The 15,164-nt window shown below is 70.3% G+C and carries 12 protein-coding genes; 7 read left to right on the top strand and 5 right to left on the bottom strand.

What is annotated here, in order from left to right:
• Positions 1-198: 198 nt before the first annotated feature.
• Positions 199-927 carry a DUF4191 family protein gene (locus tag FS532_RS02925; RefSeq protein WP_144750137.1) on the bottom strand — a complete coding sequence of 243 codons (729 nt, stop codon included), beginning with the start codon at positions 925-927 and terminating at the stop codon, positions 199-201.
• 127 nt (positions 928-1,054) lie between these two features.
• Here FS532_RS02925 and FS532_RS02920 point away from each other — a divergent pair, with 127 nt between their 5' ends.
• Entirely contained in the window at positions 1,055-1,825 is a 771-nt protein-coding gene (locus FS532_RS02920) for a hypothetical protein (protein WP_144750135.1), read from the top strand.
• Positions 1,826-1,906: 81 nt separating this feature from the next.
• Here the strand turns inward: FS532_RS02920 and sucB are convergent, their stop codons facing one another.
• From sucB to FS532_RS02905, 3 genes are all read right to left on the bottom strand, one after another.
• A complete protein-coding gene (sucB, locus tag FS532_RS02915) occupies positions 1,907-3,388 on the bottom strand; it encodes a 2-oxoglutarate dehydrogenase, E2 component, dihydrolipoamide succinyltransferase (protein WP_144750133.1) in 1,482 nt (493 codons plus the stop codon).
• A 49-nt stretch (positions 3,389-3,437) separates the two neighbouring features.
• Complete coding sequence (gene lpdA / locus FS532_RS02910) at positions 3,438-4,811, bottom strand: dihydrolipoyl dehydrogenase (RefSeq protein ID WP_144750131.1); 1,374 nt, start codon at positions 4,809-4,811, stop codon at positions 3,438-3,440.
• A 153-nt stretch (positions 4,812-4,964) separates the two neighbouring features.
• Positions 4,965-6,443, bottom strand: a complete 1,479-nt coding sequence (locus FS532_RS02905; RefSeq protein WP_144750129.1) for a leucyl aminopeptidase — start codon at positions 6,441-6,443, stop codon at positions 4,965-4,967.
• Between the two features lie 75 nt (positions 6,444-6,518).
• Here FS532_RS02905 and FS532_RS02900 point away from each other — a divergent pair, with 75 nt between their 5' ends.
• The 5 genes from FS532_RS02900 (at position 6,519) to FS532_RS02880 (ending at position 12,356) form a co-directional block, all read left to right on the top strand.
• The gene (locus FS532_RS02900) at positions 6,519-7,451 is read left to right on the top strand and encodes a proteasome assembly chaperone family protein (RefSeq protein WP_144750127.1); all 933 of its coding nucleotides are present in this window, start codon (positions 6,519-6,521) and stop codon (positions 7,449-7,451) included.
• A gap of 87 nt (positions 7,452-7,538) precedes the next feature.
• Positions 7,539-8,864: an MFS transporter gene (locus FS532_RS02895; RefSeq protein WP_144750125.1), complete on the top strand. Its 1,326-nt coding sequence runs from the start codon at positions 7,539-7,541 to the stop codon at positions 8,862-8,864.
• Between the two features lie 192 nt (positions 8,865-9,056).
• Positions 9,057-10,322 (top strand): RNA polymerase sigma factor, encoded by a 1,266-nt coding sequence (locus FS532_RS02890; protein ID WP_144750123.1) that lies wholly within the window; start codon positions 9,057-9,059, stop codon positions 10,320-10,322.
• 4 nt (positions 10,323-10,326) lie between these two features.
• Positions 10,327-11,586 (top strand): MurT ligase domain-containing protein, encoded by a 1,260-nt coding sequence (locus tag FS532_RS02885; protein ID WP_144750121.1) that lies wholly within the window; start codon positions 10,327-10,329, stop codon positions 11,584-11,586.
• Positions 11,583-12,356 carry a type 1 glutamine amidotransferase gene (locus tag FS532_RS02880; protein ID WP_144750119.1) on the top strand — a complete coding sequence of 258 codons (774 nt, stop codon included), beginning with the start codon at positions 11,583-11,585 and terminating at the stop codon, positions 12,354-12,356. Before FS532_RS02885 ends, FS532_RS02880 begins: the two co-directional genes overlap by 4 nt.
• 95 nt (positions 12,357-12,451) lie before the next feature.
• On the opposite strand, the gene FS532_RS02875 is transcribed toward FS532_RS02880, so the two are convergent.
• Positions 12,452-12,676 carry a DUF7455 domain-containing protein gene (locus FS532_RS02875; RefSeq protein ID WP_079235873.1) on the bottom strand — a complete coding sequence of 75 codons (225 nt, stop codon included), beginning with the start codon at positions 12,674-12,676 and terminating at the stop codon, positions 12,452-12,454.
• Positions 12,677-12,843: 167 nt separating this feature from the next.
• Here FS532_RS02875 and FS532_RS02870 point away from each other — a divergent pair, with 167 nt between their 5' ends.
• Positions 12,844-14,970, top strand: coding sequence for a DNA gyrase/topoisomerase IV subunit B (locus FS532_RS02870; protein ID WP_144750117.1), 2,127 nt, complete (start codon positions 12,844-12,846; stop codon positions 14,968-14,970).
• Positions 14,971-15,164: the final 194 nt, after the last annotated feature.

Raw genomic sequence — 15,164 nt, 5'->3', positions numbered from 1 at the left:
CCGCGGGCTGCCACGCTGCGCCACGCGAGGCGCAGTGTGCGAGGTTCCCGGCATGGTGCGAGCCCACGCGGCTCCCACACTCGTCGGAACCTCGCACACGGCCGCCCCGCCAACCTCGCACACCCAACACCCCCTCGCACGCGAGAACGCCCCCGACCTGGCACGGTCGGGGGCGTTCGTCGTCGCGGCGGGAGTGCGTCAGCGCGGACGGCCGGCGCGGGCACGCATCGGGTCCATGCCCTTCGGGATCGCGGCTGCGGGGCTCTGCGTCAGCGAGTCGAGGCGGTTCGCGACCGCCAGCACCTCGTTGCGGTTGAGCGACTTCTTGAACTTGTTCATGGCGCGGGGGAGCTTGTGCAGCGTGACCGCGTCGTCACCGTCGCCGTCCTTGCCCGAGGCGACGTGGACCACGTGCACGGAGACGTTCGGCACGATGCGCTGGACCTTGCGACGTTCTTCGTCGACCTGACGGTTGAGGTTGCCGCGCTGGCCCTCGGTGATGAGCACGACACCCGGCCGACCGACGGCCCGGTAGACCGCGGCCTGCGAGCGTCCGTGCACCGCCACGGGCATCTCGCTCGAACGCCACTGCCGGCGGAGCGAGTTCGACAGCACGGCACCGACGGCACCGGGCTGGCCCTCGATCTGGGAGTACGCGGCTCGCTCGGCCAGTCGCCCGAGGACGATCAGGAAGAGCAGGACGCCGAGCAGCACACCGGCGACGATCCAGAGGATGACCGCGAGCCAGTTCTGGCCGGGGAGCAGCAGCGCGAGTAGCACGCCCAACACCACCGGGACCACGAAGGCCAGGGCGAACCACCAGACGGAGCTCGGGTCCGCCCGACGGGTCATGGTGAAGACCTGGTACATCTGCTTGAGACGACCCGGCTCCTTCGCCGTCGTACCTTGAGAACTGCTGCGTGCCATGCACCCAGGATACGGCTTCTGTCGACATCTCCGGACCGTCGATGCTCCGGCTGTGGGCGAACAGGGTTCTCCACAGACCGCGGCCCGGCCTGGAGGCACGACCCACCCGCCCGTGAGGCTGTCCGGCATGCAGATTGTCACCGATCACGTCCGCTGGGTCGCGTCCGACGCCGACGACCAGCCGCTGCTCGCCTGGGCCGCGGACCGCGCGACGGCGGTCGGCCGTCACCTCGCCCCCGTCACCGCGATCGGGAGGTTGCCCGGCGGGCGCCTCGCCGTGGACGTCCAGCGTCCGATCGGGACACCGCTCGCGACCGCACTCGACACACTCGGCACGCCGACGACCGGCGTCGCGGTGACGTTGACGGTGCCGCTCCTCGAACTCGCGGCGGCCGAGCGCTCGGGCTCGGTGCGCATCGGGACGGCCGGACTCGACGACGTGCTGGTGGACGACGCCGGTGCAGTCGTGCTGTGCGACCGACCGCCCGGGACGGACGGCGTCCGTGGCGCGGACGAGGACGGCGCCCGTGTCCTGCTCCTGGCGGCCAGGGTGGTGTGGGAGCGTGCAGACCCCCGCGATCCGGTCCGCCCACTCGTCGACGACGCGATCGCCGAGGCGCTCGACGGCGGTGCCGAGGCGGTCCGGGCGGCGCTGTCGCACGTGCGCGCGGCCGCGGCGCCACGTCCGGTCCGGTGGGAACCGGCGGCGCACGAGCTGATCGTGGGCGTTCCGCCGGACGCCACCGAGCCGGCCGACGGCTTCGTCGCCGTGGCGCGCCGGTTCGTCGAACACGGTGTGCCGTTCGGCAGCGACCGACGACTCCCGTTCCGACGCGCGCTGGTCGGCGCAGTCGTGGCAGCAGGCGTCACCACCGCGGCAGTGTTCACGCTCGGATGATGGTGATCGTGAACGGGAGCGGCCCCGATCCGCTGGGGATCGGGGCCGCTCCGTCGTGCTGGTCGTGCGGTGGTGCTGGGATCAGTACCCGAGGTTCGGGCCGAAGTTCCCGTCCTCCAGACGGTTCTTCACCGCGACGAGGTAGCGCGACGCGTCGGCGCCGTCGATGATCCGGTGGTCGTACGACAGCGCGAGGTAGACGAACGAACGGATCGCGATCGCCTCCTGTCCGTCGACCTTGACGACCGCCGGGCGCTTCGTGACGATGCCCGTGCCGAGGATCGCCGACTGCGGCAGGAACACCACGGGGGTGTCGAACAGCGCGCCACGCGAACCAGTGTTGGTCAGCGTGAAGGTGCCGCCCGCGAGCTCGTCCGGCTTCAGCTGGTTGTTGCGGGTGCGCTCGGCGAGGTCCGCGATCGACTGCGAGAACTGCGCCAGGTTGAGCGACGCCGCGTCCTTGATCACCGGGGTGAGCAGGCCGCGCTCGGTGTCCACCGCGATGGAGACGTTCTCGGTCTCCGGGTAGACGATCTCCTCGCCCTCCACGGTCGAGTTGATCTTCGGGTGGGCCTTGAGCGCCTCGGACGCCGCCAGGGCGAAGAACGGCATGAAGGAGAGCTTCGAACCGGTCTTCTCGAGGAACTCGGCCTTGTTCGCGTCGCGGAACTGGGCGACCTTCGTGACGTCCACCTCGACGACGCTGGTGAGCTGCGCGGTCGAGGTCATCGACTGCACGGCGCGCTCGGCGACGACCTTGCGGAGGCGGGTCATCTTCTCGCGGGTGCCACGGAGCGGGGAGACCTCGGCGACGAACGGACCCGACGGTGCTGCGGCCGGAGCCGAACCACCTGCGGCGGGTGCCTTCGCGGCGGCCGCGAGGACGTCCTCCTTGCGGATGCGTCCGCCGACACCGGAACCGGTGACGGTCGACAGGTCGACGCCCTGCTCGTTCGCGAGCTTGCGCACGAGCGGCGTGACGTAGCCGGAGGCCGAGGCGTCCTGCGTCGGGTTCGGCACGGCGGCGGTCGTGGTCGGGGCGGAGGCCGCGGGAGCAGCAGCCGGGGCCGGGACGGCTGCCGGCGGAGCGGCGGGGGGCGGCGGGACCGGAGCGGCCTGGGGGACCGGGGCGGCGGCCGGCGGGGCTGCCGGGGCCTGCGGCGCAGCGGGCTGCGTCTCGCCGGCGGGGGCCGGCTCGGGCTCGGTCGGCTGCGGAGCGGGGGTCTCGGACTCCTGCTCGGTGCTCGGAGCGGCCTCGGGCTCCTCGGCCTCGGCCGCTGCCTCGTTCGACTCGGAGGCCGAGGACCCGCCGTCGGACGAGCCGGAGCCGTCGCCGATCTTGACGAGGGCGGTGCCGACCTCGACGGTCTCGTCCTCCTGCACGAGGATCTCCTCCACGACGCCGGCGATCGGCGACGGGATCTCGGTGTCGACCTTGTCGGTCGAGACCTCGAGCAGCGGCTCGTCGACCTCGACCCGGTCACCGACGTTCTTCAGCCATCGGGTCACCGTGCCCTCGGTGACGCTCTCGCCGAGCGCCGGGAGGTTGACGGATTCGCTCATCGGGTGGACTCCTCTTCGCAGGGGTGGTTCGTGGTGGTGGTCATGGTGTTCACAGGGCGTGCAGCGGCTTGCCCGCGAGGTGCAGGAACGCCTCGCCGAGGGCCTCGTTCTGCGTCGGGTGCGCGTGGATGAGCGGAGCGACGTCCTCCGGGTACGCCTCCCAGTTCACGGCGAGCTGGGCTTCGCCGATGAGCTCGCCGACCCGGGCGCCGATCATGCTGACGCCGACGACGGGGCCGTCGACGACGCGGACGACCTTGACCGAACCGGAGGTGCCGATGATGTGGCTCTTGCCGTTGCCGGCGAGGTTGTACTCGTACGAGTCGACCTTGTCGGCGCCGTACTGCTCCTCGGCCTTGGACTGCGAGAGTCCGACGGAGGCGACCTCGGGGTCGGAGTACGTGATCTTCGGGATGTTCTTGTCCTCGATGATGACCGGGTTGAGCCCGGCGATCTCCTCGGCGACGAAGATGCCCTGCTGGAAGCCGCGGTGCGCAAGCTGCAGGCCCGGGACGATGTCGCCGACGGCGTACACGTTCGGGATGTTCGTGGCGAGGCGCTCGTTCGTGGTGACGAACCCGCGGTCCATCGTCACGCCGACCTCGTCGTAGCCGACGTTCTGCGTGACGGGGCCACGGCCGACGGCGACGAGCAGCACGTCACCGTCGAAGGTCTTGCCGTCCTCCAGCGTCACGACGACGCCGTTCTCGTGCTGTTCGACGCCCTGGAAGCGCACACCGAGCGAGAACTCGATGCCGCGCTTGCGGAACGCACGCTCGAGCTGCTTCGACATGGACTCGTCCTCGGCGGGGACGAGGTGGGGGAGCGCCTCGACGATCGTCACCTCGGCACCGAAGGACTTCCAGACGCTGGCGAACTCGACGCCGATGACGCCGCCACCGAGGATGACGACCTTGTTCGGCACGTAGTCCATGCGCAGGGCGGTCTCGGAGGTGATCACGCGACCACCGATCTCGAGCCCCGGCAGCGACTTCGAGTAGGAACCCGTCGCGAGGACGATGTTCTTGCCGGTCACGGTCTGGTCGCCGACCTGCACGGTGTTCTGCGAGGTGAGCTTGCCCCAGCCCTCGACGACGGTGATCCCGCGCGCCTTGATGAGGCCCTGGAGGCCCTTGTACTTCGAGTTGATGACGCCCTGCTGGTACTCGATGACCTTCGGGACCTCGACGCCGGCGAACTCGGCGACGACGCCGTACTTCTCGGCGTCACGGGTCGCGTCGGCGACCTCGGCCGCGTGCAGCAGCGCCTTCGTCGGGATGCAGCCGCGGTGCAGACACGTCCCCCCGAGCTTGTCTCCCTCGATGAGCGCGACGCTCATCCCGAGCTCGGCGGCCCGGAGCGCAGCGGCGTAGCCACCACTGCCGCCACCGAGGACCACGACGTCGTAAGTCTGTTCCGTCACCTGGTGCAACTCCCTCGTGCGTGTCGGGGCCGATCGGACCCCACTGGACACCGCGGCGGCGGCGTCCGACGGTCGGACCGCATGGTTCCGGTCCCGTCCCGTTGGTTCCGGCGGGGGCACGTCGAGCGCGCTGCCCCGCCGGAGTCAAACCTACTACTTGGCCTGGAGCTCTTCTGCGAGCGAGATGAGCGTGCGGACCATGACGCCCGTCGCACCCTTGCCGAGCCAGCCGTACCCGCCGCCCTTGTTCTCGGACGGCCCGGCGATGTCGAGGTGCGCCCACGGGATCCCCTCGCCCACGAAGCGCTCGAGGAACTTGCCCGCGAGGAGCATGCCCCCGGCCGGGTTGCCCACCGTGGCGTTCACCATGTCGGCGATCTCGCTGGCGAGCCGGGCGTCGAGCTCCTCGGGCAGCGGCATCGGCCAGATCGGCTCGGCTACCGACGCGGCGACGGCCCGGACCTGCGCGACGAGGTCGTCGCTGCCCATCAGGCCGGTCGTGCGGTCGCCGAGCGCGACGACCTGCGCACCGGTCAGCGTGGCGACGTCGACGATGGCGTCGGGCTGCTCGAGCGACGCGGCGGCCATGCCGTCGCCGAGCACCAGGCGGCCCTCGGCGTCGGTGTTCGTGACCTCGACGGTCTTGCCGTTCTTCAGGGTGAGGACGTCGCCGGGGCGGGTCGCCGAACCGGAGGGCATGTTCTCCGCGAGGCACAGCCACGCGGTCACGCGGACGTCGAGTCCGAGGCGGGCGGCGGCCACGGTCGCGGCGAGCACGGTGGCGGCGCCGGTCATGTCGGTCTTCATGCCGAGCATCGAGCCCGCCGGCTTGAGCGAGAGGCCGCCCGAGTCGAACGTGATGCCCTTGCCGACCAGGGCGAGGTGCTTCGTGGCGGACTCCGGCGCGTACCGGACGACCACGAGCCGCGGCGGGCGCTCCGAGCCGCGTCCCACGCCGAGGATGCCGCCGAAGCCCTGCTCCTCGAGCGCGGTCTCGTCGAGGACCTCGACGGTGAGCGGCAGTCCCTCGGCCTGGGCGAGTGCGACGTCGGCCACGTCCGCGGGCCCGAGGTCGCCGGCCGCGGTGTTCACGAGGTCGCGCACGAGCGTCGCAGCGTCGGCGACGATCGCGGGGCGGACGGTGGCGTCGTCGGCGTCCGAGGCGGCGACGACCGTGATCTCCTGGTCACCGCGCGTCGGGCCGGTGGTGCCGGCTCCCTTGTGGCGGGTGAACGAGTACGCACCCAGGGCGGCGCCCTCGAGCGCGGCGTCGACGAGTTCTGCGGAGTCGGTCGGCAGTGCGAGCGTGATCGACGCGACGGTGGGCAGCTGGCGCACGGCGCTGCCCGCAGCGGCGCGGATCGCCGCAGGGCCGGTGGCACTGCCGAGCCCGACGAGGGCGATGCCGGTCGCGGTCACACCGGTACCCGGTAGACGCACGAGCTGGTCCTTGGCGCCGGTCGCACCGATCGAGGCGAGGTCGAGGTCCGTCAGCGCGTCCACGGGGCCGGCGGCGCTCGGAGCCAGGGTCGCGGGGCCGCCGTCCGTTCCGGGTCGGACACCGACGACGAGGACGTCGGCGGTGACGGTGGCGGGGCTGGAAGTCGTGGTGGAGAGCGTCGGTCGGACCATGCGACCACCCTATCCAGCAGGTGTTCGCTGTCGGCGTGGCCGCTGCGCACGGGGGAGCACGGAGCCCCGCCTAGCATGGGGACGGTGAACCACCCCGAGGAGCTCTACACCTTCGCTGAGGACGCGCCGGCCGTGCCCGCGGGGCTGCACCTGGTCGCCGGCCTCACCGGATTCGCCGATGCCGGTTCCGCCGTGGCCCAGGTGACGACCGCCGTGCTCGAGGGCCTCGAGACCGAGCTCGTCGCGGAGTTCGACCCGGACGTGCTGCTCGACTGGCGCGCCCGGCGCCCGGTGATCACCTTCGAACACGACCACATCGCGGCCGTCGAGCCCCCGAGGCTGCGGCTGCACCTCGTGCGTGACGAGATCGGCCAGCCGTTCCTGTTCCTCTCCGGGTACGAGCCGGACTTCCAGTGGAACCGCTTCGTCCGGGCCGTGACCGACCTCGCCGCCGAGCTGCAGGTCGTCGACACCACCTGGGTGCAGGCGATCCCGATGCCCGTGCCGCACACGCGCCCGATCAGCCTGACCGTCTCGGGGACCCGGGCGGACCTCGTCGAGCAGATGAGCGTGTGGAAGCCGGAGACCCAGGCGCCGGCGAACGTGCTGCACCTCGTCGAGCACCGACTCTCCGAGACCGGTGCCCAGGTCACCGGGCTCGTGCTCCTCGTCCCGCACTACCTCTCCGACACCGAGTTCCCGGACGCCGCGGTCGCCGCCCTGTCCGGAATCTCCGCCGCCACGGGCCTGATCTTCCCCTCCGACGAACTGCGCGAGGAAGGCCGTGAGTTCCGGACCCGCGTCGACGAGCAGGTCTCCGGCAACGAGGAGCTCCAACGACTCGTGAGCGTGCTCGAGGAACGTCACGACACGTACATGGAGGGCAACCCGATCGCCTCGCCGCTCACCGGCGTCGACGGTCAGGTCCCGACGGCGGACGCGATCGCGGCCGAACTCGAACGCTTCCTGGCCGGTCGCCGCCCGGACGGCGACCCGGCAGCCGACTGAGCCTGGAGGCGCGACTCACGTCGTGCCCGCCCGTCACGTTCTCCACAGCCCGTCCTGGCGGCGGGGCCGCCCCGGTAGCCTGGTTCGGTGAACTCCCGCCGCGCCTTCCTCGTCTGGGGCGTCGCGGTGCTCGCGTACGTGCTGGCCGTCGTGCAGCGGTCCTCGCTCGGCGTCTCCGGGGTCGACGCGCAGGACCGCTTCGCAGTCTCGGCCGCGGTGCTCTCGACGCTCGCGGTGGTGCAGATCGCCGTCTACGCGGGGTTGCAGATCCCGGTCGGCATCGCGCTCGACCGGGTCGGGCCGCGGCGGTTGGTGCTGCTCGGCGCCGCGCTGCTGGTGGTCGGGCAGGCCGTCGTCGCCGTGTCACCGACCATCGGTCCGGCGATCGCGGGGCGCGTCCTCGTCGGTGCCGGCGACGCGATGACGTTCATCTCGGTGATCCGTCTCGTGCCGATGTGGTTCAGTGGGCCGATCCTGCCGCAGATCTCGCAGTGGACGGGCAACCTCGGGCAGGTCGGGCAGATCCTGTCCGCCTTCCCGTTCGCCGTGCTGCTGCACACCGCGGGGTGGTCACCGGCGTTCGGTGTCGCCGCGGCGGCCAGCGCCGTCGGCCTGGTGCTCGCGTTCGTCTTCGTGAAGAACGGCCCGGTGCACGTGCGGACGGACACGATCCCGTTGCCGCTCCCGCACTCCTGGCGCGGTGCGTTCCACACGTTCGGCCACGCGCTCCGCCGTCCGGGCACGCAGCTCGGCTTCTGGTCGCACTACGTGACGCAGTCGTCCGGCACGGTGTTCTCGCTGCTGTGGGGCGTGCCGATGCTGCGCGGGCTCGGGTACTCCCCGTCCGAGGCCGCCGGCTTCCTCACGGTGATCGTCGTCACCGGCTTCGTCGTCGGGCCTGTCCTGGGCGTGCTGTGCGCCCGGTTCCCGCTGCGCCGCTCGAACCTGGTGCTCGGCATCGTCGTCGCCCTCGCCGTGGTGTGGACCGCGATCCTGCTGTGGCCCGGCCACCCACCGACCTGGCTGCTCGTCGTGCTCGTCGTCGTGATGGGCATCGGCGGCCCCGGCTCGCTCATCGGGTTCGACTTCGCCCGCTCGTTCAACCCCGTCGGGTCGCTCGGGTCGGCGAACGGCGTGGTGAACGTCGGCGGGTTCCTGGCGGCGTTCGTGATGATGTTCCTCATCGGCACGATCCTGGACGTCGCCTCGCGGGCGTCGGGGGAGACCGTGTTCGCCTGGACGAACTTCCGGCTGGCCCTCACCGTGCAGTACGTGGTGGTCGGGATCGGTGTCGTGATGCTCCTGCACGCCCGACGGCGGACACGCCGGGAACTCCACGCGCAGGACGGAATACGGGTGGGGCCGCTCTGGGTTGCACTCGTTGCGCGCCTGCGGAAGCGGAGCGTGCAATAATGAACGCGGACCCGTTCGGGCCTCCTGTGTCTCGGAGCACTCCAGTGCGCCGCAGAAACCGGGGGACTTGACATGGGTCCTAGTGCTGCCCGGAACGGTAGGACCTGACGACGTGTGAGACCACGGCGCAGGCCCTGGGCGGCGAGGGAGGCCACGACCCCACGAACGTGGCACGACGAGAGAGGTGATCGCATGGCTGCCCGGAGCACGACGATCGATCCCACGAAGGACACCGAGCCCGAGGACACCGCAGCGGAGAGCGCTGCGGAGGCCGAGGGGACGGCTGCGCCGAAGAAGCGCGCCACCAAGACCACCGCCAAGAAGGCCGCCCCGAAGAAGGCGGCCCCGAAGGCGAAGAAGAAGGCCGACGACGAGGACCTCGACGAGGAGACCCCGGCCGCCGAGGCCGACGTCGACGCCTCCGACGACACCGAGACCGACGAGAAGGACACCAAGCCGGACGCCGCCGCAGCGGTCGCCGCCGGCGCGCTGGTCATCTCCCAGTCCGACGACGACGAGGCCCCGGTCTACTCGACGACCATCACGGGTGCCACGGCCGACCCCGTCAAGGACTACCTGAAGCAGATCGGCAAGGTAGCGCTGCTCAACGCCGAGCAGGAGGTCGAGCTCGCGATGCGCATCGAGGCCGGCCTGTTCGCCGAGGACAAGCTGCAGCACTCGACCGGCCTGTCGAAGCCCGAGGAGCGCGAGCTCCGCTGGGTCGCCCGTGACGGTCAGCGTGCCAAGTCGCACCTGCTCGGCGCGAACCTCCGCCTGGTCGTGTCGCTCGCGAAGCGCTACACCGGCCGGGGCATGCAGTTCCTGGACCTCATCCAGGAGGGCAACCTGGGCCTGATCCGTGCGGTCGAGAAGTTCGACTACACCAAGGGCTTCAAGTTCTCGACGTACGCCACCTGGTGGATCCGTCAGGCGATCACCCGTGCCATGGCCGACCAGGCCCGCACGATCCGCATCCCGGTCCACATGGTCGAGGTCATCAACAAGCTGGCCCGTGTCCAGCGCCAGATGCTGCAGGACCTCGGTCGCGAACCCACTCCGGAAGAGCTCGCCCGCGAGCTCGACATGACCCCGGAGAAGGTCGTCGAGGTCCAGAAGTACGGTCGCGAGCCCATCTCGCTCCACACCCCGCTGGGTGAGGACGGCGACTCGGAGTTCGGCGACCTGATCGAGGACACCGAAGCGGTCGTCCCGGCCGACGCCGTCGGGTTCACGATGCTGCAGAAGCAGCTCGAGAGCCTGCTCGACTCCCTGTCCGAGCGCGAGGCGGGCGTGATCCGCATGCGCTTCGGCCTCGGTGACGGCCAGCCGAAGACCCTCGACCAGATCGGTGACACGTTCGGCGTGACGCGTGAGCGCATCCGTCAGATCGAGTCCAAGACGATGGCGAAGCTCCGCCACCCGTCGCGGTCGCAGTCGCTGCGCGACTACCTCGAGTAGGCCGATGCGGTTCTTCATCCCGATCCTCATCGGGCGGATCCTCCGTGCCCTCGCCAGAGCGCGGGGCGGGGGGTCCGCCTACCCCGGGTACATCGTGCTCAAGCTGGTGCCGGACTTCCTCCAGCACGTGACGCAACAGTTCCCGAACGGCGTCGTCTTCGTGCTCGGCTCGAACGGCAAGTCGACGACGACGCACATGATCTCGGACATCGTCCGGGCGCACGGGCTCCGTGTCTTCACGAACCCGTCCGGCGCGAACCTGCCGCAGGGCATCGCGTCGGCGCTCCTGTCCGAGGTGTCGCTGACCGGTCGCCTCAAGGCCGACATCGGCATCCTCGAGGTCGACGAGGCCTTCGCGGTCGAGCTCGCCGGCATCCTGTCGCCGTCCACGGTGACGATGCTCAACGTGCAGGTCGACCAGCTCTACCGGTTCTTCGAGACCGAGCGCGTCGCGACGATGATGCTCGACACCGCGGCGCTGTCCACGGCGAACGTCATCACCAACCGTGACGACCAGTTCCTGGACGCGTACGTCGGCACGGACGGCCAGCGGGTGCTGCGCTTCGGTGCGAGCGCCGAGGTCGTGGCCGCAGCGCCGAACGGCCTGCAGAACGCCGACGACTTCGACCGGCAGGACGCCGTGCCGAACGTCGCCGACGCCGAGGTCGTCGTGAACACCGGTGACGGTGCGACCATCCGCTTCGACGGCGCCGACATCCCGGTCCGGCTGCCCGCCCGCGGCCTGCACTACGCGGTCGACGCGGCGGCGGCCACCGCGACCGCGAGTGCCGCGCTCGGTGCGCAGTTCCGTGCCGACGCCGTGACGAAGGCCTTCGGCACGATGAAGCCGGCGTACGGCCGCGGTGAGCGGCTGCCCATCGCGGGGGAGTCCGCCGAGTTCACGATGTTCAAGAACGCCGCGAGCCTCCAGCTCAACCTCGACGCGTTGCCGGACCACCCCGAACAGGTGCTCATGGCGATCGACGAGGGCACGCCGGACATCTCCTGGATCTACGACATCGACTTCTCGAAGCTCGACCACGTGGACGTCGTCTCCGGTGACAAGGCCTGGCAGATCGCGATCGCGCTCGAGCACGCCGGTGTCCGCATCGGCCGCGTCGAGCCCGACGTCGAGGCAGCCATCGCCCTCATGCAGGGGCTCGGAGCGACCTCGACCGGGACGAAGAACTTCATCGTCAACTACGAGATCATGATGATCGCCCGCAAGGCCCTCGGCCACCCGGACATGGAGAAGACCGCATGACGGCCGAACGGCTGACCATCCTGCAAGTCTACCCCCGGCAGATGGGCGTCTCGGGCGACCGGGGGAACGTCGCGGCCCTGGTGCGTCGTGCCGCTGCGGCGGACATCGACACCGAGGTGCTCGAGTACGCCCCCGGCGACGCCCTGCCCACCGCGGCGGACGTCGTGGTCATCGGCAACGGTCCGCTCAGCGCGATGCGCTCGCTCGGTGCCGACGTCGCCCGCATCGGTGGTCCGCTCCGTTCCTTCGCGAGCGACGGTGTGCCGGTCGTCGCGGTCGGCGGTGGTTTCGACCTCGCCACGAACGAGGTCGTCCCCACCGACGGCGCCGTCGTCCAGGGCTTCGGGGTGTTCGACGCCCGGGCCGTCCGTGGTGCCGAGCGTCGGGTGAACTACTTCGTGCTCGACACGAAGTACCCCCTGCTCCCGGGTGCGCCCACGCGACTCGCGGGCTTCGAGGACCACGCCACGACGATCGAACTCGGCGCCGGTGTCCAGCCGTTCGCCGACGTCGTGTCCGGCGGCGGCAACCAGGCGGGCGCTCCCGTCGAGGGCGCGCTCGTCGGGAACTCGTTCGGAACGCACACGCAGGGCCCGATCCTGCCGCTCAACCCGCAGCTGACCGATGGCGTCCTCGCCGCCGCGACCGCGCGGCTCGGCCGCGACTACGCGCCGGACCCGGAACGCACGGAGACGATCGACCGGTACGCGCGCGAAGCGCGCGCCACCGTCGACCGCTACGTCGACAAGGCGTTCAAGCGGATCGCCTGAGGCGACGCCCGAGAACACGACCAGACAGAAGACGGGAGGCGCGGTGCCAGCTGGCACCGCGCCTCCCGTCTGTTCTGGGGTGACGATTCGGTCGTCTACTTCGACTCGTAGAGTCGGCTGCTCTCGTCGTGCCACTCGATGGCGGTCGCCGCGAGCTTGTCCTTGAACTCGGCGCCGTGGTGGGCGCAGAAGAACAGCTCGCCGCTGGCCATGGTCGCTCGGATGTACGCCTGCGCGCCGCAGCTGTCGCAACGGTCGGCAGCGGTGAGCTGGTGGCTGCTGACTTCGTCGATGGAGAGGTCCTGCACGGTCTGGGTCATTGCTGTGCTCCTCACGGATCGCAGGTGGTGCGGGTTGGTCCACCTATTTCAACACGTGATGCCTGAGAGTGGCGCATTGTGATGGTCCGTTTCGCTCAGCGCGGATCGACTGTCCCCAGTCCGAGTGTCCGCACGGCAGTGTCGGTGCGCGTCGCTAGCATCGGAAGGTGAGCTCCGACTACTCCGCACGCCATCTCTCCGTCCTCGAAGGGCTCGAGGCGGTCCGGAAGCGCCCGGGCATGTACATCGGGTCGACGGACTCCCGCGGTCTCATGCACTGCCTGTGGGAGATCATCGACAACTCCGTCGACGAAGCCCTCGCCGGACACGGTGACGAGATCGGTGTCGTGCTGCACGAGGACGGCTCGGTCGAGGTCCGCGACACCGCCCGTGGCATCCCCGTCGACGTCGAGCCGAAGACCGGCCTGACCGGGGTCGAGGTCGTGTTCACGAAGCTGCACGCCGGCGGCAAGTTCGGCTCCGGGTCGTACGCCGCGTCCGGTGGTCTGCACGGCGTCGGTGCATCGGTCGTGAACGCGCTGTCGGAGCGCCTCGACGTCGAGGTCGACCGCGGCGGCAAGACGTACGCGATGTCGTTCCACCGCGGGGAGCCCGGCACCTTCGACGACTCCAAGGGCGTGGGTCCGGACGCCCCGTTCTCGCCGTTCACCTCCGGGAGCGAGCTCCGTGTCGTCGGCAAGGTGAAGAAGGGCGTCACGGGTTCGCGAATCCGCTACTGGGCCGACCGGCAGATCTTCACGGCCGACGCGAAGTTCAGCACGAGCGACCTCGTGAGTCGCGCGCGCCAGACGGCGTTCCTCGTCCCCGGACTCGGCATCACGATCACCGACTCCCGGCCCGCCTCGATCGAGGCAGCGGCCGCGCGTGCGGAAGCCACGGGCACCACGGTCGAGACCGGCCCCGTCGTCGAGCGCTTCCGGTACGAGGGCGGGATCGGCGAGTTCGTCGAGCACCTCGCCGTCGACTCCGCCGTGACCGACGTCTGGCGCGTCCAGGGCACGGGGACGTTCACCGAGACCGTGCCGATGCTCGACGACAAGGGACACATGGTGTCCACTTCGGTGTCCCGCGAGTGCGAGGTCGACCTGGCGCTCCGGTGGGGCAGCGGGTACGAGACGGTGTTCCGCAGCTTCGTGAACATCATCGCGACGCCGAAGGGCGGGACGCACCAGGCGGGCTTCGAGTCCGGCGTGGTCAAGGCCGTGCGTGCCCAGGTCGAGGCGAACGCCCGCAAGCTCAAGGTCGGGCAGGACAAGCTCGAGAAGGACGACGTGCTCGCCGGCATGACCGCCGTGCTGACCGTCCGTCTGCCCGAGCCGCAGTTCGAGGGCCAGACGAAGGAGGTCCTCGGTACGCCGGCCGTCCGCAAGATCGTCGACCAGGTGGTGTCGAAGCGGCTGACCGAGATCCTCACCTCGACGCAGCGCACCGAGAAGGCCCAGGCCGCGACACTGCTCGAGAAGGTCGTCGCCGAGATGAAGACCCGCATCTCGGCCCGGGCGCACAAGGAGACCCAGCGCCGGAAGAACGCGCTCGAGAACTCCTCGCTGCCGACGAAGCTCGCTGACTGCCGCTCGCAGGACACCGAGGGCACCGAGCTGTTCATCGTCGAGGGCGACTCGGCGCTCGGCACCGCCAAGCTCGCGCGGAACAGCGAGTACCAGGCGCTCCTGCCGATCCGGGGCAAGATCCTCAACGTGCAGAAGGCCTCCGTCTCGGACATGCTCTCGAACGCCGAGTGCGCCTCGATCATCCAGGTGATCGGCGCCGGCTCCGGCCGCACGTTCGAGATCGACCAGGCGCGCTACGGCAAGGTCATCATCATGTCCGACGCCGACGTCGACGGCGCCCACATCCGGACGCTCCTGCTCACGCTGTTCTTCCGGTACATGCGGCCGATGATCGAACAGGGGCGGGTGTTCGCCGCCGTGCCGCCGCTGCACCGGGTCGTCGTGGTGAACCGCGGCAAGGCCAACGACACGCTGTACACGTACTCCGAGCAGGAGCTGCAGGCGGTCCTGAAGAAGCTCGAGAAGCAGGGCAAGAAGTACCAGGAGCCGATCCAGCGGTACAAGGGCCTCGGTGAGATGGACGCCGACCAGCTGGCGGAGACCACGATGGACCGCACGCACCGGACCCTTCGCCGGGTGAACATCACGGACGCCGAGGGAGCTGCGAAGGTCTTCGAGCTGCTCATGGGCAACGACGTGGCTCCGCGTAAGGAGTTCATCCTCGCCGGCGAGGGCCTCGACCGCGACCGCATCGACGCGTAGGCGCGGCCCGGCGTGAGACTCGCGCTGCGCGACCGATCTCGTGCTGATCGGCGCGAGAAGTGTCGCTCAGCGTGAGTCTCGGCCCGCCCGACGCCGCGACGTGTCCGCGAAAGCGACACCGTTACGCCAGGGGTCGCCGTCCGACCCGCCGAAGCGACAGTGTCCCGCCGAGGTTCGGCGGCAGTCTGTCGCTT

This window comes from Curtobacterium pusillum (assembly GCF_007673235.1).
GTDB lineage: Bacteria > Actinomycetota > Actinomycetes > Actinomycetales > Microbacteriaceae > Curtobacterium > Curtobacterium pusillum_C.
Note: the sequence above shows the minus strand (reverse complement) of the source record. Positions and strands in the feature narration are given on the sequence as shown.